Annotated in this window: 20 protein-coding genes and 1 tRNA gene; 10 read left to right on the top strand and 11 right to left on the bottom strand. The window is 66.3% G+C overall.

From position 1 onward, the window contains the following. Window positions 1-121: 121 nt before the first annotated feature. Window positions 122-1354 (bottom strand): glutamine-hydrolyzing carbamoyl-phosphate synthase small subunit, encoded by a 1233-nt coding sequence (carA, locus tag FHS82_RS10150; RefSeq protein WP_166951936.1) that lies wholly within the window; start codon window positions 1352-1354, stop codon window positions 122-124. Window positions 1355-1603: 249 nt separating this feature from the next. On the opposite strand from carA, the gene FHS82_RS10155 reads away from it, so the two are divergent. The 3 genes from FHS82_RS10155 to rpoD all read left to right on the top strand — a co-directional run bounded on the left by FHS82_RS10155 (window position 1604) and on the right by rpoD (window position 6560). Next, window positions 1604-2059 (top strand): GatB/YqeY domain-containing protein, encoded by a 456-nt coding sequence (locus tag FHS82_RS10155; RefSeq protein ID WP_166951939.1) that lies wholly within the window; start codon window positions 1604-1606, stop codon window positions 2057-2059. Window positions 2060-2213: 154 nt separating this feature from the next. Next, window positions 2214-4175, top strand: coding sequence for a DNA primase (gene dnaG / locus FHS82_RS10160; protein ID WP_166951942.1), 1962 nt, complete (start codon window positions 2214-2216; stop codon window positions 4173-4175). 318 nt (window positions 4176-4493) lie between these two features. After that, a complete protein-coding gene (rpoD, locus tag FHS82_RS10165) occupies window positions 4494-6560 on the top strand; it encodes an RNA polymerase sigma factor RpoD (protein ID WP_166951945.1) in 2067 nt (688 codons plus the stop codon). Between the two features lie 116 nt (window positions 6561-6676). Here the strand turns inward: rpoD and FHS82_RS10170 are convergent, their stop codons facing one another. The 6 genes from FHS82_RS10170 to FHS82_RS10195 form a co-directional block, all read right to left on the bottom strand. After that, window positions 6677-7471, bottom strand: coding sequence for a DeoR/GlpR family DNA-binding transcription regulator (locus tag FHS82_RS10170; RefSeq protein WP_166951948.1), 795 nt, complete (start codon window positions 7469-7471; stop codon window positions 6677-6679). Between the two features lie 375 nt (window positions 7472-7846). Next, the gene (locus FHS82_RS10175) at window positions 7847-8653 is read right to left on the bottom strand and encodes an ABC transporter permease (RefSeq protein WP_166951950.1); all 807 of its coding nucleotides are present in this window, start codon (window positions 8651-8653) and stop codon (window positions 7847-7849) included. Between the two features lie 52 nt (window positions 8654-8705). Next, complete coding sequence (locus FHS82_RS10180; protein ID WP_166951953.1) at window positions 8706-9776, bottom strand: extracellular solute-binding protein; 1071 nt, start codon at window positions 9774-9776, stop codon at window positions 8706-8708. A 24-nt stretch (window positions 9777-9800) separates the two neighbouring features. Beyond that, window positions 9801-10826 carry an ABC transporter ATP-binding protein gene (locus FHS82_RS10185; RefSeq protein WP_166951956.1) on the bottom strand — a complete coding sequence of 342 codons (1026 nt, stop codon included), beginning with the start codon at window positions 10824-10826 and terminating at the stop codon, window positions 9801-9803. Next, window positions 10823-11602, bottom strand: coding sequence for an ABC transporter permease (locus FHS82_RS10190; RefSeq protein ID WP_343042556.1), 780 nt, complete (start codon window positions 11600-11602; stop codon window positions 10823-10825). Before FHS82_RS10190 ends, FHS82_RS10185 begins: the two co-directional genes overlap by 4 nt. Before the next feature lie 212 nt (window positions 11603-11814). Then, the gene (locus tag FHS82_RS10195; RefSeq protein WP_166951961.1) at window positions 11815-12492 is read right to left on the bottom strand and encodes a TIGR00725 family protein; all 678 of its coding nucleotides are present in this window, start codon (window positions 12490-12492) and stop codon (window positions 11815-11817) included. Between the two features lie 217 nt (window positions 12493-12709). Between FHS82_RS10195 and FHS82_RS10200 the strand changes: the two genes are divergently transcribed. Continuing rightward, window positions 12710-13639, top strand: a complete 930-nt coding sequence (locus tag FHS82_RS10200) for a metallophosphoesterase (protein ID WP_166951963.1) — start codon at window positions 12710-12712, stop codon at window positions 13637-13639. A gap of 243 nt (window positions 13640-13882) precedes the next feature. Continuing rightward, window positions 13883-13959, top strand: a tRNA-Asp gene (locus tag FHS82_RS10205). Window positions 13960-14259: 300 nt separating this feature from the next. On the opposite strand, the gene ntrC is transcribed toward FHS82_RS10205, so the two are convergent. The 3 genes from ntrC to dusB all read right to left on the bottom strand — a co-directional run bounded on the left by ntrC (window position 14260) and on the right by dusB (window position 17927). After that, on the bottom strand, window positions 14260-15714 hold the full coding sequence (gene ntrC / locus FHS82_RS10210) for a nitrogen regulation protein NR(I) (RefSeq protein ID WP_166951966.1): 1455 nt from the start codon (window positions 15712-15714) through the stop codon (window positions 14260-14262). Window positions 15715-15784: 70 nt separating this feature from the next. Further along, window positions 15785-16912 (bottom strand): two-component system sensor histidine kinase NtrB, encoded by a 1128-nt coding sequence (locus FHS82_RS10215; protein ID WP_166951969.1) that lies wholly within the window; start codon window positions 16910-16912, stop codon window positions 15785-15787. After that, entirely contained in the window at window positions 16887-17927 is a 1041-nt protein-coding gene (gene dusB, locus FHS82_RS10220) for a tRNA dihydrouridine synthase DusB (RefSeq protein WP_166951971.1), read from the bottom strand. Before dusB ends, FHS82_RS10215 begins: the two co-directional genes overlap by 26 nt. Window positions 17928-18089: 162 nt before the next feature. On the opposite strand from dusB, the gene FHS82_RS10225 reads away from it, so the two are divergent. Continuing rightward, complete coding sequence (locus FHS82_RS10225) at window positions 18090-19301, top strand: bifunctional 2-C-methyl-D-erythritol 4-phosphate cytidylyltransferase/2-C-methyl-D-erythritol 2,4-cyclodiphosphate synthase (RefSeq protein ID WP_166951974.1); 1212 nt, start codon at window positions 18090-18092, stop codon at window positions 19299-19301. 75 nt (window positions 19302-19376) lie between these two features. Then, complete coding sequence (locus FHS82_RS10230) at window positions 19377-19931, top strand: CinA family protein (protein WP_166951977.1); 555 nt, start codon at window positions 19377-19379, stop codon at window positions 19929-19931. 54 nt (window positions 19932-19985) lie between these two features. On the opposite strand, the gene FHS82_RS10235 is transcribed toward FHS82_RS10230, so the two are convergent. Beyond that, the gene (locus FHS82_RS10235) at window positions 19986-21416 is read right to left on the bottom strand and encodes a class I SAM-dependent methyltransferase (RefSeq protein WP_166951980.1); all 1431 of its coding nucleotides are present in this window, start codon (window positions 21414-21416) and stop codon (window positions 19986-19988) included. Window positions 21417-21698: 282 nt separating this feature from the next. Between FHS82_RS10235 and FHS82_RS10240 the strand changes: the two genes are divergently transcribed. From FHS82_RS10240 to FHS82_RS10250, 3 genes are all read left to right on the top strand, one after another. Then, a complete protein-coding gene (locus FHS82_RS10240; RefSeq protein WP_166951983.1) occupies window positions 21699-22025 on the top strand; it encodes an FtsB family cell division protein in 327 nt (108 codons plus the stop codon). A 629-nt stretch (window positions 22026-22654) separates the two neighbouring features. Further along, window positions 22655-23758 (top strand): pyruvate dehydrogenase (acetyl-transferring) E1 component subunit alpha, encoded by a 1104-nt coding sequence (gene pdhA / locus FHS82_RS10245; protein WP_166951986.1) that lies wholly within the window; start codon window positions 22655-22657, stop codon window positions 23756-23758. A gap of 77 nt (window positions 23759-23835) precedes the next feature. Further along, a complete protein-coding gene (locus FHS82_RS10250) occupies window positions 23836-25245 on the top strand; it encodes a pyruvate dehydrogenase complex E1 component subunit beta (protein WP_166951989.1) in 1410 nt (469 codons plus the stop codon). The last annotated feature ends 1 nt before the right edge of the window (window position 25246 follow it).

The raw sequence follows: 25246 nt of genomic DNA on the forward strand, positions 1-25246 counted from the left end.
CGCGACGGACAACAGGCGGGATCGCCGGTCTGGAATGAAACTTAAAGGCGTCGTTTACACGTTGCGCGCCGGCATGGGAACCCCCAATTCCGGGGGAACCCGCTACATCCGGCGCATGCGGTCAGCGCCGCGCCGCCTTCTCGCGGTCGATCATCTCCACGAACCGGTCGAACAGGTAATGGCTGTCCTGCGGGCCGGGCGAGGCTTCGGGGTGATGCTGCACGGAGAAGGCCGGTCGATCGGTGAGCGCGATGCCGCAATTGGAGCCGTCGAACAGCGAGACGTGCGTTTCCTTCACATGATCCGGCAGCGATTCGCGGTCCACCGCGAAGCCGTGATTCATGGAGACGATCTCGACCTTGCCGGTCGTTACGTCCTTCACCGGATGGTTGGCGCCATGATGGCCCTGCGTCATCTTGACCGTGCGCCCGCCGGCGGCGAGCCCGAGCAGCTGGTGGCCGAAGCAGATGCCGAACAGCGGAACGCGGCTCTCCAGCAGGTCGCGGAGCACCGGCACCGCATATTCGGCGGTCGCGGCGGGATCGCCGGGGCCGTTCGACAGGAAGATGCCGTCGGGTTCGAGCGCCAGCACGTCCCGCGCGGTGGAGGCCGCGGGCAGCACGATCACCTCGCATTCCCGGTCGGCGAGCAGCCGCAGGATGTTGCGCTTGACACCGTAGTCGATGGCGACGACGCGCCGCTTCACGCCCTCGCGCCGGCCATAGCCCTCGCCGAGTTCCCAGGACGTCTCGTCCCAGTCGAGCCGCTGGGCGGTGGTGACGGCGGGCACGAGATCGAGCCCGCTCATGTCCGGCAGCGCGGCGGCCCGCGCCTTCAGGGCTTCCACGTCGAAGGTGCCGTCCGGGGAGTGGGCGACGACAGCGTTCACCATGCCCTTTTCGCGCACGCGGATGGCAAGGGCGCGCGTATCGATGCCCGACAGGCCGACGATGCCGCGCGCGGCGAGCCAGCGGTCGAGGTTGCGGGTAGCGCGCCAGTTGGCGGGCTCGGTCACGCGGGCATGCACGATCACGCCGTTGGCGCCGTTACCGGCCGCGAGCGACAGCGATTCGATATCCTCGTCGTTGACGCCGACATTGCCGATATGCGGAAAGGTGAAGGTCACGATCTGCCCGAGATAGGACGGATCGGTGAGGATTTCCTGATAGCCGGTCATCGCCGTGTTGAAGCAGACCTCGCCGGTGGCTTCCCCCGCCGCGCCGAAGCCTGCGCCCTCCAGCACCGTGCCGTCCGCCAGCACGAGCAGCGCCGTCGCCGCCTCGTCGTGCCAGCCGTCGGGCCGTGCGTCCCGGTCCGTGTTGCTTTCCCGGTTACCTTCTTGCAGCGTCGCCATGATCGGTTTAAAGCCTCTTCGTTGATATCCGGAGTGTCAGTCGACATAATTATCAGGGCCATTTCATGTCCTGACATACGCCGCCGGGTAATGCCGCGCCCAAGCGGGCATGCGATCCCGGCTCCGGGAAGGGCTTCCCGCCCATCCATCATTCCGGCCCGTTCTTTAGAGAAGGAAGGGCCGTGTCGTCAATGCCGCCTTTCGGCCGCCCTTCGGCCGCCGACTGGACCAGAATAACGAGGATAGACCATGCGTGAACGCCTGACCACCGCCCTCAAGGAAGCGCTGCGCGCCGGCGACAAGCAGCGCCTGTCCACCATCCGCCTGGTGCAGGCCGCCCTCAAGGACAAGGATATCGAGGCGCGCGGCGCCGGCCGCGAAACGGCCAGCGAGGACGAAATCCTCTCCCTGCTGCAGAAGCTCATCAAGCAGCGTCAGGAATCGGCGAAGATCTACGCCGAGGCCGGCCGCCCCGAACTCGCGGAACAGGAGACCGCGGAAGCGGCGATCATCGCCTCCTTCCTGCCGGCCCAGCTCAGCGAGGAGGAAACCGCCGCCGCCATCGACGCCGCCATCGCGGAAACGGGCGCCGCCGGCGTGAAGGACATGGGCCGCGTCGTCGGCCTGCTGAAGGAACGCTTCGCCGGCCGTCTCGACTTCGCCAAGGCCAGCGGCCTCGTCAAGGCACGGCTGTCGCAGGGTTGAGGCAGGCGTGGCGCCGGCCGGAAACCGTGAGGATAACGGGGATAACCGTGGCCGCCGCCGCGCGGCCCGCATCGGCCCGTGACTCTGGCGGCGGACCATGTCCCAATGTCAGGCTACGATGATCGTTTATCGCTGTCGGGTGAACTGAAAGACAATGCGCTATCCGCCTTCGCTGCTCGATGAGATCAGGGCGCGCCTGCCGGTGTCCGCCGTGGTGGGCAGGAAGGTGCGGCTCGTCAAGGCCGGACGCGAGTGGAAGGGTCTGTCGCCCTTCAACGCCGAGAAAACGCCTTCCTTCTTCGTCAACGACCAGAAGGGCTTTTACCACTGCTTCTCGTCCGGCAAGCACGGCGACATCTTCGCCTTCCTGATGGAAACCGAGGGCATGCCCTTTCCCGAGGCCGTCGAGCGGCTGGCGGCGGAGGCGGGCGTGCCGTTGCCGGCGTCGACACCCGAGATGACGCGCGAGGAGGAGCGCCGCAACGACCTCTACGACGTGGTGGAGCGCGCGGCCGCCTTCTTCGAGGAGACGCTGAACGCCAACGCCGGACGCGAGGCGCGCGCCTACCTGGAGCGGCGCGGCATCGGCGCGCGGACGCGGCGCGCCTTCCGTCTGGGCTACGCGCCGGGCGACCGCTTCGCCCTGCGCGACCACCTGGCCGCGAGCGGCGTCTCCCGCGAGGCGATGATCGAGGCGGGGCTGCTCATCGCCCATGAAGACACCGCCGTTCCCTACGACCGCTTCCGCGACCGCGTGATGTTCCCCATCCACGACCGGCGCGGGCGCGTCATCGCCTTCGGCGGACGGGCCATGAGCGCGGACGTGCAGGCCAAGTACCTCAACTCGTCCGAAACGCCGCTTTTCCACAAGGGGCGCGTGCTCTACAACCTGCACAACGCCCGCAAGGCGGCGAACGACTCGGGCGCGGTGATCGCGGTCGAGGGATATGTCGACGTCATCGCCATGAGCATGGCGGGCTTCGGCCATACCGTCGCCCCGCTGGGCACGGCGCTCACCGGCGATCAGGTCACGCTGCTATGGCGCATGGCGGACGAGCCGATCCTCTGTTTCGACGGCGATGCGGCCGGGCGACGCGCCGCTTTCCGCGCCATCGATACAGCCCTGCCGCTGCTCGCGCCCGGCAAGTCGTTGCGCTTCGCACTGCTGCCCGAGGGGCAGGATCCGGACGATCTCGTCCGCGCCGGCGGTGCGGAGGCGATCGCCACCGTGCTGCGGCAGGCACGCCCGCTCGCGGATATGCTGTGGATGCGCGAACGCGAACTCGGCCCGCTCGACACGCCCGAACGGCGCGCGGCACTGGAACGGCGCGTGAGCGACGTGGTAGCAACCATCGCCGACGAAACCATCCGCCGCCACTACCGCGCCGACATGCTGAACCGCCTGCGCGGCCTGCTGCCTTCCCCGGACCGCGGCGACAGCCGGCCACGGGCAGGCGCGGGTTTCGGAGGCCCGCGCAACGGCCCGGCCGTGCCGGGCGGCTGGCGCCCCGGCGCGCCTGGGCGGAGCAACCCGCAGGGCGGCGCTTTCGCCGGCGCGACGGCGCCTCGCGCCTCCCCGGCACTCGCGCGTCATCCGATGTTCGCACCCGTGCGCAACGAATCGCCGCGCGAGGCGCTGATCGTACTGGGGCTGCTGGCCCACACGTCGCTGCTCGACACGTTCGCGGAAGATATCGCCGCGCTCGACTTTTCCGGCCCGCTCTCCCGGCGGCTGCGCGCGCGGCTGGTGGACGTCGTCGCGAGCGGCGGCGCCGATCCGCGTGCGGTGCGCGAGCGAATCGAGGCGGCGGGCCTCGCCGAGACCGTCGCCGGCCTCGTCCGCATCGTCGTGCCCGGCGACCGCTGGATTCTGGCGCCCGACAGCGCCATCGACGACGTATCGACCGCGCTTCGGCAGGCCGTCACCTTGCAAAGGCGCGCGCGAACGCTACATACGGAACTCAGGGCGGCCGCCCATGCGTTGGCCGAGGACGACAGTGAGGCCAACCTGGCCTGGCTGCTGGACATTCAGGTGCAGGTCACCTCGCTCGAAGGTGCGGAGGCGGACGGCGATCCCTTGAATACCGGCGCCGCGCAGGATGACCCGTCCTCATAGACGGGCGGCCTGTGCGGATGGCCGGTGGACGGCTTGCCTGTGCGGGAGATGGACTCCGCCGGCCGCTATGGATATTGCGGTATGATGGTATAAGTAGCGGTTGACGACGATTCTCTGGGGATAACCTTCGCGAAGACGGACATGGACGGGGATGTTGGCGGACGGGCACCGGCGAAAGCGCCTTCTCGGAGAGGACGTTCTTTCGCCGGTGGCCGCAGCCTTACGTGACCCCCGCGGCACGGGCCGCATGGACGTTTTGGCAGGGAGATGGGCCGGAGATCGCCACGCGGTGACGGCCAGTGTGAGTGGAGCATAGGCATGGCGACGAAGACGACGGAGCGCGACGACAATCAGGAAGTGGCCGAAGCGCCTGCCGACAGCCCGCTGCTTGATCTCAGCGACGCCGCCGTGCGGCGCATGGTCAAGCTTGCGAAGAAGCGCGGCTACGTCACGTACGACGAGCTGAACGACGTCCTGCCCTCCGAGGAGTTCACCTCCGAGCAGATCGAGGACATCCTCTCGCAGTTGAGCGAGATGGGCATCAACGTCATCGAGTCCGAGGAAGCCGATCCGGAAACCGCCGAGAACACCGAGGCGTCCGAGGACGAGATCGAGGGCGGCGACCTCGTCGAGGCCACCCGTTCCGCGCTGCCCGTCAAGGCCGAAAAGACGACGGAGCCGGCCGAGCGCACGGACGACCCGGTGCGCATGTACCTGCGCGAGATGGGCTCGGTCGAGCTGCTCTCGCGCGAGGGCGAGATCGCGATTGCCAAGCGCATCGAGGCCGGGCGCGAGGCGATGATCGCCGGCCTGTGCGAAAGCCCGCTGACGTTCCAGGCCATCATCATCTGGCGCGACGAACTCAACGAAGCCAAGGTACTGCTGCGCGACATCATCGATCTGGAGGCCACCTACGCCGATCCGGAAGGCCGGGGCGTGGCCGACGACATCGATGGCGACGGAGAGGGCGAGGTTGAGAGCGACGGCGATGATATCGCCGCCGACGGCGCCGGACGCGCGCCCGCACAGCCCCAGCCCGGGCGCGGCGGCGCGCCGGACGGCGACAAGGATGCGGCTGCAGTCGACGGCGAACTCGACGAGGACGACATCGAGAACAACGTGTCGCTCTCGGCCATGGAAGCCGAGCTGAAGCCGCGCGTGCTGGAGACGTTCGACCGCATCGCCGACAATTACAAGAAGCTGCGCCGCCTGCAGGATCAGGACATCGAGAACCGCCTGCAGAACCTGAAGCTCTCGCCTGCGCAGGAGCGGAAGTACCGCAAGCTCAAGGACGACATCATCGTCGACGTCAAGTCGCTGTCGCTGAACCAGAACCGCATCGATGCGCTGGTCGAGCAGCTTTACGACATCAACAAGCGCCTGATCGGCCTCGAAGGCCGGCTGATGCGCCTTTCGGAAAGCTACGGCGTCACCCGCGACGACTTCCTGCGCCAGTATCAGGGCTCGGAACTCGATCCCAAGTGGATCCTGCGCGTGTCCAAGCTCGGCACGCGCGGCTGGAAGGAATTCGTCGCGCACGACAAGGACCGCATCCGCGAACTGCGGCAGGAAATCCAGGTGCTCGCCACCGAGACGGGCCTGGAGATCCTCGAATTCCGCAAGATCGTCGCTCTCGTCCAGAAAGGCGAAAAGGAAGCGCGGCAGGCCAAGAAGGAGATGATCGAGGCAAACCTGCGCCTCGTGATCTCGATCGCCAAGAAGTACACCAACCGCGGGCTGCAGTTCCTCGACCTTATTCAGGAGGGGAACATCGGCCTCATGAAGGCGGTCGACAAGTTCGAGTACCGGCGCGGCTACAAGTTCTCGACCTACGCCACCTGGTGGATCAGGCAGGCGATCACGCGCTCCATCGCCGATCAGGCCCGCACCATCCGCATTCCGGTGCACATGATCGAGACGATCAACAAGATCGTGCGCACGTCGCGCCAGATGCTGCACGAGATCGGCCGCGAGCCCACGCCCGAGGAACTCGCGGAAAAGCTCGCCATGCCGCTGGAAAAGGTGCGCAAGGTGCTCAAGATCGCCAAGGAGCCGATCTCTCTCGAAACCCCCATCGGCGACGAGGAAGACAGCCATCTGGGCGATTTCATCGAGGACAAGAACGCCATCCTGCCCATCGATGCGGCCATCCAGTCGAACCTGCGCGAGACGACGACGCGGGTGCTCGCCTCACTCACGCCCCGCGAGGAGCGCGTGCTACGCATGCGCTTCGGCATCGGCATGAACACCGATCATACGCTGGAGGAAGTCGGCCAGCAGTTCTCGGTCACGCGCGAGCGTATCCGCCAGATCGAGGCCAAGGCGCTGCGCAAGCTGAAGCACCCCTCGCGCTCGCGCAAGCTGCGCAGCTTCCTCGACAACTGAGAGGCGGCGAAGGCACGATGGCATCGGGGTGGCGGACGGGAAACCGGAGCCGCCGCCCTGCCCGTCGCTCATCCGGCAGGCCGCGCCGGAAACGGCGCCCGCTGCCGGCCCTACATTCAGGCCGGCGGGAACAGCACCTCGACGTTGGCCTTGCCAAGCGTCTCGGCGACGAGCTGGGGCGGCTCCTCGTTGGTCACCAGCGTGTCGATGCGGTCCGCGTCCAGCACGCGCACGATGGCCGGGCGCAACAGCTTGGCGCTTTCGCCGACAGCGATGATGCGGCTCGCACGTGTCGCAACCGCCTGCTTGACGGCAACCTTGCCCAGATCGAAGTCCATCAGCGCGCCATCGTCGTCGATCCCGGAGAAGCCGAGGATCGCGACATCGAACCGGAAGCGGGAGACGGCCTCGCGCGCCCACTCATCGGTCAGCGAACCGTCGGGCCCACGCAGCACGCCGCCGGTCACGAATACCTCGGCCTCCTGTTCCGCGGAGAGAATCGTCGCCGAGGCGAGGCTTGAGGTGAAGACCTTCAGACCGCCACGCCCCCGCAGGGCGCGCGCCACGGCCTCGACCGTCGTGCCGACATCGAGAAACACCGTCTCGCCGGGCTTGATGAGCGCCGCGGCAAGGCGTGCGATGCGCTCCTTGGCTTCGGCGGCGGTGACGCGCTTTTCGGCGTAGCCCAGCCGGACCGTCGTCTCCCGCACGCCCGCACCGCCGTGGAAGCGCTGCAGCAGTTGCTGCTCATCCAGATAGATGATGTCGCGGCGGATTGTCTGGGTGGAAACATCGAAATGGCGCGCGAGGGCGTCGATGGTGGCGAAGCCCTGATGATGGACGATCGTAAGTATCTCTTCCTGACGCGCCGAAAGTTCATGCCCTGTTTCAGCGTGTAGTCGCGCGCCCATGTTCGTCCGTGCTCCGCGTAGGGCGACCGCAGCTGCGCGCAATCCGCCCGTATTCCATTCCGACTTTATCAAATCATAGTGATGGCGAAACAGGATCACAAGCTCCGGCATCAGAAGAACGAGAAATGCCCTGTTCACAATGATATGTGACAACCGGCCGGCATCGCCGGGACCGCCGGTCTCCCCACGGTCGCTTTTTGTGGCGAATCCGCCCTGTAATGCAGCGGCCTGGCGGTAGATCAGCACCCGCATTTTCATGTGGACGGCCGCGCTGGCGGACGGTGACGCCCCGTCGATGGAAACAATCGCGATGGCAAATCTCAATCACGGCACAGGGGAAGCAATGCCACGCTCCCGGCGGCTGTCACCGGCGGACTACCGACGGCCGAGCATGAGTTCCGCCAGCGCGATGACGGCCGAGCAGATAGCCATCAGCACGATGGAGATCACGGCGGCGGCCGGCATATCGGTGCCGGTTTCCGAAATCTTGCTGTAGAGGACGAGCGGCAGGATGTTCACCTGCGTGCCGACCAGCGCGAGCGCGGTGCCATAGGCGCCGATCGCCACCGAGGCGGTCAGGGCATAGGCGGCGGCGAGGCTGGGGGCGATCTGCGGCAGCATGATGCCCGCCAGCGCCCGCAGGCGGGAGGCGCCCATGGAGCGCGCGGCCGCGATCTGCGTGGCATCGAAATTCATGATCGCCGGCAGCACGACCAGCACCACGCGCGGGATCAGATAGTAGGAATAGGCCAGGCCGAGGCCGAACACCGAATAGATGAATTGCCCGACGACAGCGGGGTCGAAGCCGAGTTCCGCGAGCAGCAGCGTCACGAAACCGCTGCGGCCGAACACGAGGATGAAGCCATAGGCAATGATCAGGCCGGAGAAGGTCAACGGCAGCGTGATGGCGACGAGCGTCGCCGTGCGCAGGCGCGGCGCGAGGCGCGACAGCGCAATCGCCACCATCACGCCGACCACGAGGGAAACGAAAGGCGCGATCGTGCCGATCAGCAGGCTGCCGCGCACGCCGTTCCAGAACACCGGGTCCGCGAACACCCGCGCCACGGCGCTCCCCGCATCCGACGCCGCCTCCAGCAGGATGGAGGTCGCGGGCAGCGCGAAGAACAGCACGAAAACGAGCGTGCCGGGCAGGAAAAACAGGGCGGCGATATGTCGCGGCATCGCGGTTCCCGGAGTTTGCCCGGCGCGGGAGCGCCGGGCAGGATGGACCGGATTACTGGCCCAGCACGGCCTTCGCCCAGCCGGCGTCGATCTCGGCCTTCTTGGCCGTGGCCTTGGCAATGTCGAGCGGGCGGATCTGCGGCGCGGAAGGCAGCTTGTCAGCGACGCTGTCGGGCAGCTTGATGCCGGGAACGGAAGGACGCACGAAGCCCTCGGCGAAGATGCCCTGACCGAAGTCGGTGGTGATGAAGTTCAGCCACAGCTTGCCGGCGTTCGGGTTGGGGCCGTTCTTGACGAGGCTGATCGCGTAGGGCGCGGCGGCGGAAGCCTCCTTGGGGATGACGACGGCGATGTCGTCGCCGAGGCCGTCGATGTGCTTCGCCTTCAGGCCGTCGTTCTCGTAGCCGATCCAGATCGGGATTTCGCCCTTGACGAACTGCGCGTAAGGCGTGGTGCCGACGTTGCGCAGCACGTTGCCGGACTTCGCCAGCTTGCCGAGATAGTCGATGCCCGGCTGCACGTTGTCCTCGTCACCGCCGTTGGCGAAGGCCGCGGCGAACGCGATCACCTGGCCCTGGCCCGTGGAGCGCGGATCCTGGTAGACGATGCTGTTCTTGTACTCGGGCTTCAGCAGGTCGGCCCAGCTTTCCGGCACGTCCTTGACGAGCTTCTTGTTGACGAGGAAAGCCACGTTCAGCGTGTGGATGGTGAACCACTGGCCTTCCGGATGGCGGAACTGCTCGGGCAGCTTCTCGAAGTTCACGGGCTTGAAGTCGGCGACGAGGCCCTTGGCCGCCGCGTCCAGCGCCGAAGCCGCGAAGTAATAGGCGGTATCGGCCTGCGGGCGGTTGCGCGACTTGTCGAGCGTCACCACGGTCGTGGCCGAGCCGATGTCGTTGTACACGAGTTCGATGCCCGGGTAGCGCTTCTGGAACGCCTTGAACTGCGCCGCCCAGTTCGCCCACGTCGGGCCGGTGTCGAAGGAGACGACGATGCCTTCCTTCTGCGCGGCCTCATAGAGCGCCTTTTCGCCTTTGTAGAGTTCGGGGCCTTCAAACGCCTGGGCGGGCGCGGCCAGAGCAAGCGGAGCGGCCAGCAGGGCTCCGAGCAGCCAGTTCTTCATCTTCCGTTCCTCTTCAGTATGCGGTCAATCCGCAGGCAGAAGCCGGATCGCGTCCGGCGGGATCGAGATGGCCGAGAATGCCTCCCGAACGTGGGTGTGCAGCCTCACGTTCACCCCGTCGACGGCGAAGTCGACGCGGCGGGTGGGGCCGAGGTACCGGTCGGTCGCAACCGCGCCGGTGAAGACGTTGATGCCGCTTGCAGGCGCCGGGCCGATCCGCTCCGGACGCACCATCACGGTCACGACATCGCCCGGGGCGAAGCCCTCCGTGTCCGCGGCGAGATCGAGGTTCGCGAGGGCCACGCGGCCGGGCGCGGCGATGCGCCCCTGCCACAGGTTGGCCTCGCCCACGAAGGCGGCGACAGCGCGCGTCGCCGGCCGCTCGTAAAGCTCGCGCGGCGGCGCCACCTGCGCGATGCGTCCGCCCGCGATCACCGCGACGCGGTCGCCGAGCGACAGCGCCTCTTCCTGATCGTGCGTGACGTGCAGGGTGGCGATGTCAGCCTGGCGCTGCACCTTCAGGATTTCGTCGCGCATGCCGACGCGCAGCGCCGCATCGAGCGCCGACAGCGGCTCGTCGAGCAGCAGGGCGCGCGGGGAGAATACAAGCGAGCGAGCAAGCGCTACCCGCTGTTGCTGCCCGCCCGACAGCGTCGCGGGCCGTCGTTCGGTGAAATCGCCGAGCCCGACGCGCACCAGCGCCGCGCGCGCCTGTTCCAGCCGCTGCGGCCGGCCGATGCCGCGCATCTTGAGCGGATAGGCGACGTTCTGCGCCGCGCTCATGTGCGGAAATAGCGCATAGTTCTGGAACACGATGCCAAGCTGCCGGTCCTCCGGCTTCAGGCCGGTCACATCCTTACCATCCACCAGGATCCGCCCGCTGTCGGGCACGAGGAAGCCGGCGAGCAGCTTGAGCAGCGTGGATTTGCCCGACCCCGACGCGCCGATGATCGCGAGCAGTTCCCCGTCCGCGATGGCGAGATCGATATCCGACACGCCGATGCGGGTGCCCGGATAGGTATAGGAAACCGCCCTGAACTCGATGCTCATGCTACGTCGCCCCCCCGCATGGAGCCGCCCGCCCGTCCCGTCAGCGCCGTCGCCAGCGCGGCGAGCACGGCAAGCACGAGCAATACCACGGTAGCGGCGCAGGCAAAGCCGGTGGCGCCGTAAAACGCCTGCAGCAGCACCACCGGATAGGTGCGCGACAGGAAACCCGAGACGAGGTTCGACAGCTGGAATTCGCCGATCGACAGCGCCGCCACCGTCAGCATCGCCGATGTCAGGCTGGTGGCGAGGAGCGGCAGCACGATGTCGAGAAAGCGCGAGCCGAAAGGCGCGCCAAGCCCCGCCGCAGCCTGCTCCAGCGCGGGCAGGCCGAGCTGCTGCATGTCCGCCACCAGCGCATTGACCGTATAGGGCAGCGTGAGCACCAGATGGCCGGCGACCACGATCCAGAACGTGCCGAGCCATGGCAGGGTATCCGAGGAAAACACCAGCACGAAGCCGAAGCCCAGCACCAGCTCAGGCACGGCAATCGGCAACAGCGACACGAGACGGGCGGCAAGCCGCACCCCGCGCCGCGCCGCCGCATGGATGGCATAGGCGAGCGGCAGGCCGATCAGCGCATTCAGCACGCACACCAGCGCCACGACCTTCAGGCTGACGAAAAAGGCGCGGCGAAAGCTCGGATCGGCCAGCAGTTCCGCATACCAGCGGCCGGTGAAGCCGCTCGGCAGCAGGGTGTTCGTCCATGTCTCGCCCACCGAGCCGACAAGCAGCAGGGCGATGGGCGCGGCCAGAAACACCAGATAGAGAAGCGTCACCAGCCCCAAAGCATCGCCTCCGCCAAGACCATTCCGAGAAAAGTATGACGCGCCTTTTTATCCGGAACTACCAGAAAAAAAGATCAGGCGGTCAGGCATTGCTGTGGCACGACGAACCGCCCCGGATATACATTGATCGAAAACTTACATATACGAATTTGACGATGCTTTCATGACGCATTCATTACAGGCTGCTCGGCCTGCCGGGCCGTTCAGGCTGCGCGCGGCGCGTTGTCCAGCAGATGGCGCGCGATGTGCGCGATAACGTCGCCGGGCGTCTCACAGGCGAGAATCCCCTCGACGAAGGGCGCATCGCCCAACGCCAGTACCGGACGATCAAAATGCAGGCCATAGGCCATTTCCGTCAAGGTGCCGTAGCCGCCGCCGATTGCCACGAGCACCGTGCTGGCGCGCGCCAGAATGGCATTGCGCACGGGGCCGATGCCTGTCGCGATGGGGATGGCGACATAGGGATTGCTTTCCCGCCATTCGGTATCGGGCAGGAGGCCGATGGGCAGGCCGCCCGCTTCGAGATTCCCCTTGCAGGCCGCCTCCATCACGCCGCTCTTGCCGCCGCAGAGCAGCTGCAGGCCGTGTTCGCCGAGCGCGCGGCCGACCGCCTCGGCCAGCTTGTACTCGGCGTCGGAGGCCTCACGCGGGCCGATCACGCCCACCGGCACCCGTCGTGTCTTCGACGCCGTGAACACGAGGCGCAGCGCTTCAGAGGAGGACGCCACGGCGGCGAGATCGGACGGGCGCGCCTCCTCCGCCACCCACGACAGACGCCACGAATCGAATCGCTCCCCGGGCCGATAAAGCGAGCATTCTGTTGCAGACCATGTCAGGGAAGGCGGCGTGGATAATGGCGTGGCGCGGTCGGAAAGCGACATTTTATGTCCGATTCTGCATGATGAGAGCCAGTATATTGATCGATAAATGACACTCTCATGATCCGCAAGCACACCGGACGTTTAAGATTTTGCCGCGCGTGCGGACGATGCCGCGGGCGGCTGGAATCGTGCCGCGACGCCGGCGCGTCACCGCCGTGTAATTCACAAGTTCTAGTCCAGTGAGGTCAGTTGACAACAACCGACTGGAGTTACCAACATGATTACACGTCGCAAAGTCATCACGATGAGCAGTGCAGCCGCCCTTTTGACCCCCTTCGCCGGTTTCAGCGTCTCCTCCTCCGCCGCGCAGTCCGGAGGACCGCTGTTCCGCTTTGGCGTCGTAGCCGATCCGCAGTACGCGCCGGTCCCGCCCAATGCCTCAAAAACCCGCTTCTACGCGAACAGCCTGTGGAAACTGAGCGAGGCCATCGAGACCCTCAACGGTGAGGATCTCAAGTTCGTCGTTACCCTTGGCGACATCATCGATCGTCACTGGGAGAGCTTCTCGGCGATTCTGCCTCTTTATGACAAGCTGAAGCACGAAAAGCTCTTCCTGCTCGGCAACCACGATTTCGACGTCGCGGGGGATTACCTGCAGTCCGTCGTCCGCACCGTCGGCATGCCGTCCGCGTATTACGACTTCGCCGGCGGTGGCTATCGCTTCATCGTGCTTGACGGCAATGACGTCAGCACGTTCGCGCCGCCGAAGGGCGACCCGCGCCGCGAGCTTGCCGACAAGCGCCTCGCCGAACTCAAGGCGCAGGGCGCGGCGAACGCCCAGTCGTGGAACGGCTCGCTCAGCGACACGCAGTTCCAGTGGCTGCAGGACACCATCGGGAAGGCCAGCGCGGCCAACGAGAAGGTTATCGTGCTCAACCACTATCCGGTCTATCCGGCCAACGAGCACAACCTCTGGGATGCCGACCGCGTCGTCGACCTTGTCAGCAATTCCGGCAATGTCGTCGCCTATTTCAACGGCCACAACCACGCCGGCAATTACGGCGAGCGCAACGGGAAGCACTTCCTGAACTTCAAAGGCATGGTCGACACGCCGACGACCACCGCCTTCGCGATCGTGGAAGTCTACTCCGACCGTCTGGAAATCAAGGGTTTCGGACGCGAGGAAAACCGCACTCTGAAGATCTGAGGACCGCGCCCGCGCCCCCTGCCGATTTGCCGTGACGCCGCCGGGGCATGCTCCTTCCCTGGCCGGCTGGGGGCGTCCGCTCCGGTCTCTTGCACGCTCTCCGGCTCCGCCGATAAAAATTTGCCGGCAGACTTATTCACAGGTATCCCGGCCGGATCGTTTCTTTATGAAGAATGCTTGACACCCGACGGCGCTGCCTTTAAGTCACAACCACCGCAGCAGTTCACCTACGTGAGCTGCCTCGGGGGTGTAGCTCAGTTGGTTAGAGCGCCGGCCTGTCACGCCGGAGGTCGCGGGTTCGAGCCCCGTCACTCCCGCCATTCAAAGCTTTGACGTTATTTATTGAATCAACGTAGATTCAGAACGTTAGCCTTTGTTTGTGACACTCTCCCCTTCCTGATTGTGACAGTTTTCCTGGCCTTAACCACCTTGGCAGCGCAGCCGTGCGGCGACCCGTGATGGCGGGCTGAAACGCCGTCTGGAAAAGCCGGATACAGTTTCCTTACTTCCCGTGATGCCCGAACGGAGGCGGGAGACCGCCGCCGCGGTGCCCCGTATCATATTGTCTTTATTCGTGCGTCACCCTTCTGAAAAAGGTGCGCGCTCTCCCACCCGATGCCTCAGCGCGCCGTCTGCCGGATGATGGGCAGGTCAAGATCGCGAATCTTCTTGCGCAGCGTGTTGCGGTTCACGCCCAGCAGTTCCGCCGCGCGAATCTGGTTGCCGTTGGTGGCGCTGAGCACCGCGCCGAGCAGGGGCGCCTCCACCTCGCGCAGCACGCGATGATAGAGGCCCGGCGGCGGCAGCGCGCCCCCGAGCGAATCGAAGTATCGCTTGAGATAGCGCTCCACGGCGCCCGACAGGTCGAGCGGATCGTGCTCCTGCACCACGCCCTCCGCCGGAGCGGGCGCAGGCGCGGGCGCGACATCGAGTTCCGCGTCGATGATCGGCGCCGTGATGGTCTCCTGCGTGTAGAGCGCGGTGAGACGACGGACGAGGTTCTCAAGTTCGCGCACATTGCCCGGCCAGCGATAGCGCTTGAGCCTGTCCATCGCCGCGGCGTCGATCTGCTTGGGGGCGAGCCCCTCGCGGGTGGCGCGGGAGAGAAAGTGACGCACGAGGTCCGGCACGTCCTCCGCGCGCTCGCGCAGCGGCGGCAGGCGCAGCGGCACGACGTTGAGGCGGAAGAACAGGTCCTCGCGGAACTGCCCCTGCTCGATGGACTGGCGCAGGTCCTTGTGGGTGGCGGCGATGATGCGGACATTGGTGCGGATCGGCGCCTTGCCGCCGACGGTGGCGTATTCGCCCTGCTGCAGCACACGCAGCAGCCGGGTCTGCGCCTCCATCGGCATGTCGCCGATCTCGTCCAGAAACAGCGTGCCGCCTTCCGCCTGCTCGAAACGCCCCGGCGAGCGAGCATGCGCGCCGGTGAAGGCGCCTTTCTCGTGGCCGAAGAGTTCCGATTCGATGAGATCGCGCGGGATCGCCGCCATGTTGACGGCCACGAACGGGCCGTTGCGGCGCTTGCCGTAGTCGTGCAAGGCGCGCGCGACAAGTTCCTTGCCCGTCCCCGATTCGCCCAGAATCATCACCGTGAGGTCGGTCGACATCAGGCGCGCCATGGCGCGATAGATATCCTGCATGGCCGGCGAGCGGCCGATGAGCGGGATCTCCTCCACCTCCTCGCCCAGCGCGATGCCGATGCCGCGGGGGCGCGACAGCGCCCGGCCGACGATGGTGATGAGTTCCTTCAGGTCGAAAGGCTTCGGCAGATATTCGTAGGCTCCGCGCTCGGAGGCGCGAATCGCGGTCATGAAGGTGTTCTGCGCGCTCATGACGATGACCGGCAAATCCGGCCGCAGCTTGCGGATACGCGGCAGCAGATCGAAGGCGTTCTCGTCCGGCATGACGACGTCGGTGACGACGAGATCGCCTTCGCCCTGCGACACCCAGTTCCACAAGGTTCCCGCATGGCCGGTCGTGCGGATGTCATAGCCGGCGCGCGTGAGCGCCTGGCTCAGGACTGTGCGGATGGAAGCGTCGTCATCCGCTACGAGAATGGTTCCGCGACCCATATGGCTCCCCGTTCAAACTACGCATTGGCCCTGCGCCTGCCGCCATGACGCTGCCGTCACGACATTGGCATCACCGCGCTGCCGTGGCCTCGCGTCCGTCACGCAGGGTCACGACGGGCAACAGCACCCGAAACGTGGTGCGATGCGCGGCGCTGTCGCATTCGATAATGCCGCCGTGCTCGCCCACAATCTTGGCAACCAATGCAAGGCCGAGGCCAGTTCCGCCTGTCTTCGTCGTCACAAAAGGATCGAACAGGTTCGGCAGCATGTCCGCGGGCACGCCAGGGCCGTTGTCGCGCACACTGATCTCCAGCGGCAGCCGCACCCGCTCCTGCCCCGCGACCTGCATTTGCACACCGGGACGGAAAGCCGTGGTGAGCACGATTTCGCCGTCTTCCGCGCCCTCGCCGATGGCTTCCGCCGCGTTCTTGACCAGATTGAGAAACACCTGGATGAGCTGGTCGCGGTTGCCGTCCACGGGCGGCAGCGAGGGATCGTAGTTCTGCACGATCCTGACATGGCGGGCGAAGCCGGAATGCGCCAGGCGCACCACGTGGTCGAGCACATCGTGGATGTTGACCGGCGCGCGCGCCAGCGGGCGGCCCTCGCCCAGCGTTTCCATGCGCTCGACGAGCTTCACGATGCGGTCGGTCTCGTCGCAGATCAGGCGCGTGAGCGGCCGGTCCTCGGCCGGCACCGCCGTTTCCAGCAGTTGCGCGGCACCGCGGATTCCCGACAACGGATTCTTGATTTCATGCGCCAGTATCGCGCCGAGCGCTGTCAATGAGCGCGCTGCCGTCCGATGCGTCAGCTGCCTGCCCATTTTTTCGGCATTTGTCCGTTCCTGCAGCAACAGCACCACGGCATCGGTCTCGCCGTCCTCGCCGCTTCCGCGCGGGGCGGCGTAGATGTCGACGATGCGTTCCTCCTGCGTGCGGGTCAGGGCCAGCTCCACCCGGTAGCCGGTGATGCCGGCGCCGCGCTCGCGCACCTCCTCCACCATTGCCAGCGCGGGCGAGCCGAAGGGCACCAGATCGCACAGGCGCTGGCGGCGCAGCACGGGCAGGCTGACGCCGAAGAAGGTTTCGGCCGCGGAGTTCGCATAGGCAAGGCGGTCGTCCGCCCCCACCACCAGCACGGGCAGCGGCAGAATGGCGAGGATGCCCGCCTCCTCATGCGGCGAGGGATGTATCGACATCTGTGTAAAGCTTCCGCAACAGCTGGATGACCTCGGCCGGCGCCTCGCTGACCACGAGCCGCGCGCGCATCTCCCGCGTCCGCGCGCACGGCGCGGCCTGTCCCAGCGCGTCGTCCGCATAGGCAGCGAGATGCTTTCGCGCATGGCGCACGCCGACCTTGAGGCCATAGGTGGCGAGCAGCGCCTCGTAATGCTCGATCGCTCCGGCGAGCCGTTCGCCGCGCGCCGGCGGCGCAGCGTCTCCGCCTTCCAGCGCCCGGGCGATCTGCCCCACGCACCACGGCCGCCCGAGCGCGGCGCGGCCCACCATCACCGCGTCGGCGCCGGAGGCTTCGAGAGCGTCGCGGGCGTCGGCCGTCGAGGCGATATCGCCGTTCACGACGAGCGGCAGGTCCGGCACGGCCTCGCGAACCGCCCGCACGGCCCGCCAGTCGGCCTGCCCCTTGTAGAACTGCTGGCGCGTGCGCCCATGCACGGTGACCATCCGCACGCCTGACGCCGCCGCGCGGCGCGCGAGTTCCGGCGCGTTCAGCGACGCTTCGTCCCAGCCGAGCCGCATCTTGAGCGTCACCGGCACGGAAACGGCTGCAACCGTGGCTTCGACGAGCCGCAACGCATGGTCGAGGTCGCGCATCAATGCCGAGCCGGACCAGCCGCCGGTGACGCGCTTGGCCGGGCATCCCATATTGATGTCGATGACGTGCGCACCCGCCGCCTCCGCCACGCGCGCGCCCTCGGCCATCCAGCCCGGATCGCAGCCGGCGAGCTGCACCACATGCGGCGTCACTCCCTCGCCCTCCGCGCGGGTGCGCGCCTCGGCGTCACCGCAAGCGAGATCGTCGCTCGCCACCATCTCCGACACCACGAGCGAGGCGCCGAAACGGCGCGCAAGCCGGCGCATGCCGACGTCGGTGATGCCCGACATCGGCGCCAGAAAGGCGCGTCCCGCAATCGCCACCGGCCCCAGGCGGAGCGCGGGCGAAGCCAACGCCTGATCATTGTCCCATTTTGTCATCGCGGAGCAGGAAAACAGCCATTTGGCCGCCGACGCAACATATTTCAACACTTCCATTCAACACGCGGGCCGCCATTGCCAGCGCGGCCGGGCTGTCCTATCAGACCTGTCATGGCCGGCAGAGCCCGGCTCAACCCGCATCCGCAAGACAGGTCGCAAGGAATGTCCGATATCGCCGCCATCGTCGTCGCAGCAGGGAGGGGCGAGCGCGCGGGGGCAGGCGTGCCCAAGCAATACCGGACGCTGGGCGATGCGCCGGTCCTCGCCCACACGCTCGGCGCCTTCGCCGCCCATCCGGCCGTCGGCCGCGTGCTGGCGGTCATCGGGGAAGCCGACGCCATACAATATAAGATGTGCCTCTCCTGCCTGCCAGATACGCGCCGCCTGCTCGCGCCCGTCAGCGGCGGAAACACGCGGCAGGCCTCGGTTCATGCCGGCCTCGCCGCGCTCGCCGATACGCCGCCGGCCATCGTGCTCGTCCACGACGGCGCGCGCCCCTTCCTCTCGCCGGCGCTGATCACGGAGGCGATCGCGGCGGCGCGGGCGCATGGCGCCGCGATTCCCGGCCTGCCCGTCACCGATACGGTCAAGATCGTGGATGAGGCGGGGCGCGTCACCGGAACGCCGGAACGCGCCGGCCTGCGGGCCGTGCAGACCCCGCAGGCCTTCGCCTTCGCGCCACTCCATGCGGCCCACGAGCGGGCACGGGCGGAGGGGCGGAACTCATTCACCGACGATGCGGCGATCATGGAATGGGCCGGGCATCCCGTGCATGTCTTCCCCGGAGAGGCAACCAACATGAAACTGACGCGGCCCGAGGACTTCGACACCGCCGAACGGCATCTGCGGCGCGATGCGACGCTCGTCTCCCGCACCGGCACGGGTTTCGACGTGCACGCCTTCGCCGACGGCGACCATGTCTGGCTCGGCGGCGTGAAAATTCCCCACGCGCGCGGCGTCATCGCCCATTCGGACGGCGATGTGGTGCTGCACGCGCTCACGGACGCCGTGCTCGGCGCGCTGGCCGATGGCGACATCGGCAGCCACTTCCCGCCGAGTGATCCGCAATGGAAGGGCGCATCGTCCGACCGTTTTCTCGCCCATGCGGTGGCACTGCTCCATGCGCGCGGCGGCGTGCTCGACCATCTCGATGCCACGGTCATCTGCGAGGCGCCGAAGGTCGGCCCGCACCGTGAGGCGATCCGCGCCCGCATCGCCGTCATCGTCGGCCTGCCGCTCGCCAGCGTTTCCATCAAGGCGACGACTTCGGAGCGTCTCGGCTTCACCGGCCGAGGGGAAGGCATCGCCGCCCAGGCGGCCGCCACCGTCCGCCTGCCCGCCAACCGCCATCCAACCGACGCACCCGGCGTCTGATTTCTTGATTTCAAGCAAATTCTTATCGATCAAATAATACTATTCGATCGGAAAGCGTTCCAAGGGAGACGCATCATGACGGACGATCACCATTTAACCGAAGATGAGTTGACAGCCCTGCCCTTCTCGCCGGCGCTCTATACGCGCGCACAAGCCCTGCTGGCCTCGGCGCGGGATCGCGGCCTGCATATCGCCACCGCCGAATCCTGCACCGGCGGCCTCGTCAGCGGCCTGCTGACGGCGGTGCCGGGCTCGTCCGATGTCGTCGAGGGCGGCTTCGTCACCTATTCGAACACCGTCAAGCATGTCAGCCTCGGCGTGCCGGAGGCAGCGCTCGCGAACTTCGGCGCGGTCAGCGAGCCGGTGGCACGGGCGATGGCGGAAGGCGTGCTGGGGAAGCTGCCCACTGCCGACGTGGCCGTGGCCGTCACCGGCATCGCCGGGCCGGCCGGCGGCTCGCCGGAAAAGCCGGTCGGGCTGGTGCACTTCGCGGCAGCGCGGCGCGGACACCCGACCTTGCACACCGTCCATCGCTTTGCGGACGAGGGCCGCGCCGCCATCCGCCTCCGGTCGGTCGGCGTGGCGCTCGGCCTGCTGGAGCAGGCCGTCAACACGCCGCTGACGGCCTGAGCGGCCCCAGCCCGGCAGAACCCGCCACACGCTCCGGCACGGCGGGTTTCCCGCTCAGACGACGCCGACGCGCTGCAGAAGCCTGATCGTCTTGTCCTCGAAGGCGCCGAGGGCCTCCTGCAGATGGGCGCGCGCGGCCTCGTCACCTTCCACGGCAGAGCCGTCCTTGCGCAGCACCTGGCCTTTCTCTTTCAACTGCGCGAGCACGTAGCCGACCTTGTCCGCCTCACCGGTCCAATGGGCGGCAAGGAAGAGCTGCGAGAGGCCATCGACACTGATGCCCGAACCGGTGACGGGTGACGCGAACGCATGAATGTTCTCGCCCGCGCGGATGCGCGCCACGATGGCGGCGTTGATCGCTTTCGTGCGCACCGCGCGTTCCGCCTCGCCGTCCGCCGGCAGGGCGATCTGCACCACCCCGAGAATGACGAGGAACAGCAGCGCCTCCGCCGCCTGCTCCCAGGCAAGTCTCGAAACCGCCTCGTCCCGCATCAGCTCGCCGAGCGTCTGCGGCCCCCTGGCGAGCGTCGCCAGCACGGGCTCGTAGACATCGGCGTTCAGCGTCACCTCGCCCACCTGCGCGGTGATCTTGCGCGGCACGTCCGCCGGGTCCTGCAGCAGCACGAAGCGCTGGGCGTTCCACAACTCCCGCTGCACGGAGCGCGCCGGAACGCCCGCTCCGCGCACGAAGATATCGCGCCGGAAGGACGTGTTGAGAAGCGTGTCCCGCACCAGTTCCCGCACCGTCACATCCGGGATCGAGGCGAGCAGCTTGCGCTGGTCGTCGGTGAAGTTGAGCAGATCGGCATGCTGGGCGAGGTTGGCCGAGGCGCCGAACACCACCTTCGCTTCCCCCAGTTCACGCGCTATATCGCTGAAATAGAATGCGTTCCAGTCTCTGTTCAGGTACTCGTGGGCAAGATAGTTCGCGGAGAGGTTCCCCAGCACGTCGAGTACCCGCCCGGCCTCCGGGTTGGCCGTGAAGAACGATGCATTCAGCTCCCGGAGGCGGCCGGCGAGGCCGAGCCCGCGCTGCAGCTGCTGCACGACGGAGCCGCCGCCCAGCGCTCCGCCATCGCGCAGAAGGCGCTGCAACGTCGCCCCCGCGGACCAGCCCGGATAGGCGTTGTAGGAAATATAGACGATGCCGCCAGGCTTCAGGTTCTTGCGGATGATCTCGCAGATATGGCCGCGGTTGGCGGCGCTTACCCAGCTATAGACGCCGTGTAGCGCGATGACGTCAAAGCCCGGCAGCGTGTCGTCGCCGGCAAGATCCTGAAAGCTGCGCTCCAGGAAGCGCACGTTCCGCGTGCCGGCCGCCTCGGCCAACGCCCGCGCCTGCCTGACATGCGCCGGGTTGAAGTCTACGCCCGTCACGTCGACATCCGGATTGGCGGCGGCGACGATATTGGCGGTGAGCCCGTTTCCGCAGCCGATCTCCAGATAGGAAAGCGGCCCCTGCGGCGCCCCGACTCCCTGAGACAACAACGCGAACCGCAACAGTTGAGGCGCAAGCTCAGAATAGAAACCGACTGTGTATTCGATTTCAGTTACATAACCTTCCGACCAATCAGACATAGATATCCTCTATATATGGCTTCTATACTGAACAAAATTTATATATTCATGCATTCGATGATTCACATGCGCAGACGAACACACACAAAATGACATAGCATGCGCGTTACTGTCCTGTACATAACGATGTTTATATTTGCATTTTATTTCGTTAAATCGATGTTAACCACGGGCGCCTAGGATCGGCGCATGGTCAAACGCAAGCGCATGCGCGCCATCCTCATTCCCGTCTTCCTGTACGCCGTATCCGCGGCCGTGGTCGGCTATTTCCTGTTCCACGCACAGAACGGCGCGCGCGGGCTGGAGGCAAAGCGCGAATACAAGCGGCAGATATTCGAGAAGGCCATCGAGCTTGAGGCGCTGAAGGCCGAGCACGCAGAATGGGACCGGCGCACCGCGCTGGTGCGCGAGGGCAAGATCGACGCCGACATCCTGGAGGAGGAGGCGCGCAAGACCCTCGGCCACGTCCATGCCAACGACGTCATCGTCTTCCTGGGCTCCCACGGCGCGCACTAATTTTATTTATTACCCCAACTTGCATTCAATTCGAGGGATCGACTTGAATGCAAACTGCTTTAGCGGCTGCAAGCGGCCACGGTCCTTTCCCGGAAACGGGCATTTCGGGACAGACGACTGCTGCCTCGTTTCTGCTGCCGCCACGCGGCGGGCGCCCGCCGGCATTCGATTGCCCGTCCAGCGCCACTTTGACCTTGATAATCCGCCTCGTTCGCTTACCATCGAAGCCAACGATATAACGATATAAAGGGCGGGGAACGACAAGCCTTTCAATCCGAAATGCCGCTGGCAGGTTTTCGGCCTGCGGCGGACCATCCCGACGCGCAGCGCGTCGTAGGCGGCCGATGCGAGCACGCGCCGCGGGGCACGCCCGGGGCTTGCGTCCCGCTGGGCGGACGGGCGTTTCCGGTGCCCGGCCCCGCATTGCGCCCGCAGGAGGACGGTCAATTGTCGCTGCGTTATTTAACCTGTTTTTTGTTAATTCAAAATAATGTCGCTTTATCATATGGTTAGTTTCAAAAAAACCTAATCCCCTCGCATTTTTGAGTCTCGCCAAACGGTGGCCACTGGGTTAAACATCGTCCTGAAAGGTCCCTTTCGTTAACCAAGATTGCCTGGGAGGATACGGCATGGCGGGTACAGCAGGAAAATCGACACGCGCGGACGCCACGCGCACGGGCCAGGAAACGGCGGCGCGCGCGCCCGGGCGCCGCGGACGCGGCAAGCCCGCCACCGCGAAGGAAAGCGCCTCGAAGTCCGCGCCGGCGCCTGTTCTGCTCAACCACAACCTCGACCTCGACGCCTATCGCGAGATGCTGCTCATCCGCCGCTTCGAGGAGAAGGCCGGCCAGATGTACGGCATGGGCCTGATCGGCGGCTTCTGCCATCTCTACATCGGGCAGGAAGCCGTCGTCGTCGGCATGCAGATCGCGCAGAAGGAAGGCGACCAGGTCATCACCGCCTACCGCGACCACGGCCACATGCTGGCTTGCGGCATGGACCCGAAGGGCGTCATGGCGGAACTCACCGGCCGGCAGGGCGGTTATTCGCGCGGCAAGGGCGGCTCCATGCACATGTTCTCGCGCGAGAAGAATTTCTACGGCGGCCACGGCATCGTCGGCGCGCAGGTATCGCTCGGCACCGGCCTTGCGTTCGCCAACAGCTACCGCGAGGACGGCGCGGTTTCCGTTACCTATTTCGGCGACGGCGCGGCCAACCAGGGCCAGGTCTACGAAAGCTTCAACATGGCTGAGCTGTGGAAGCTGCCGGTCGTCTACGTGATCGAGAACAACCGCTACGCCATGGGCACGGCAATCACGCGCTCGTCCGCGCAGACGGACCTGTCGAAGCGCGGCGCCTCCTTCAATATTCCGGGCGAGCAGGTCGATGGCATGGACTACCGCGCCGTCTACGAGGCCGGCCAGCGCGCCATCGACTGGGCGCGCTCCGGCAAGGGGCCGTATCTGCTCGAAATGCAGACCTACCGCTATCGCGGCCACTCGATGTCCGACCCGGCCAAATACCGCTCCAAGGACGAAGTCCAGCGGATGCGCGAGGAGCACGATCCCATCGAGCAGGTGAAGCGCCGCCTGATCGAGGAATGGAAGATCGATGAGAGCGAACTGAAGGCGATCGACGCCAAGGTGCGCGAGATCGTCAACGAGGCGGCGGATTTCGCCACCAACGATCCCGAGCCCGATCCGTCCGAGTTGTGGACCGACGTTCTCAAGTAACCGGTGGCCGGCAAACATAACCGTTTGCCGGTTAAATACCGCTTGATCCCATTCCAGAAGATTGCCGGAAAACCAACATGCCGACAGATATCCTGATGCCCGCGCTTTCCCCGACGATGGAAAGCGGCAAACTTTCCAAGTGGCTGAAGAAAGAGGGCGACGCCATCAAGTCCGGCGACGTCATCGCCGAGATCGAGACCGACAAGGCCACCATGGAGGTCGAGGCGGTCGACGAGGGCGTGCTCGCGAGGATTCTCGTGCCGGAGGGCACCGAGGACGTGGCCGTCAACACGCCGATCGCCGTTATCGCCGCCGAGGGCGAGGATGTCGCGGCGGTTGCGGCCGCCGGCGCCGGTGCGCCCGCGGCAGTGACCGCTCCGGCCGCGGCGCCCGCGCCCGTCGAGGCTGCGCCCGCCCCGCAACCCGCCGCGCCGCGCGTTCCCGCCGCCCCTCGCGCGCCGGAGCCGGCGGCTGCCGCCGATCCGGAGGTGCCCGAGGGCACCGAATTCGTCTCGCAGACGGTCCGCGAGGCGCTGCGTGACGCCATGGCCGAGGAAATGCGCCGCGACGGCGATGTCTTCGTCATGGGCGAGGAAGTCGCCGAATATCAGGGCGCCTACAAGGTCACGCAGGGCCTGCTGCAGGAATTCGGCGCACGGCGGGTGATCGACACGCCGATTACCGAGCACGGCTTCACGGGTGTCGCGGTCGGCGCAGCCTTCACGGGCCTGAAGCCGATCGTCGAGTTCATGACTTTCAACTTCGCCATGCAGGCGATTGACCAGATCATCAACTCCGCCGCCAAGACGCTCTACATGTCCGGCGGCCAGCTCGGCTGCCCCATCGTTTTCCGCGGCCCCAACGGCCCGGCCGCGCGCGTTGCCGCCCAGCATTCGCAGGATTATTCCTCCTGGTACAGCCACGTTCCCGGTCTCAAGGTGGTGGCGCCCTATTCGGCGGCCGACGCCAAGGGCCTGCTGAAGGCCGCGATCCGCGACCCGAACCCGGTGATCTTCCTCGAAAACGAAATCCTGTACGGCCACTCCTTCCCGGTGCCGAAGCTCGACGACTTCGTGCTGCCCATCGGCAAGGCTCGCATCGCGCGGCCGGGCAGGGACGTGACCATCGTCGCCTGGTCCTACGGCATGATCTATGCGCATGAGGCAGCCGAGAAGCTCGCGGCCGAAGGCATCGAGGCGGAAATCATCGACATGCGCTCCCTGCGGCCGCTTGACACGGACACCGTCATCGCTTCCGTGAAGAGGACGGGCCGGGTGGTCACCGTCGAGCAGGGCTGGGGGCAGTCCGGCGTGGGCGCGGAAATCGCCGCGCGCGTGCAGGAATTCGCCTTCGACTGGCTTGACGCGCCGGTGCTGCGCGTTTTCGGCAAGGACGTGCCGATGCCTTACGCCGCCAATCTCGAAAAGCTCGCCCTGCCCTCCGCCGACGACGTGATCGCGGCGGTCAAGGCCGTTACCTACCGCTGAC

The sequence above is a fragment of the Pseudochelatococcus lubricantis genome (genome assembly GCF_011762225.1).
In the GTDB taxonomy this organism is placed as follows: domain Bacteria; phylum Pseudomonadota; class Alphaproteobacteria; order Rhizobiales; family Beijerinckiaceae; genus Pseudochelatococcus; species Pseudochelatococcus lubricantis.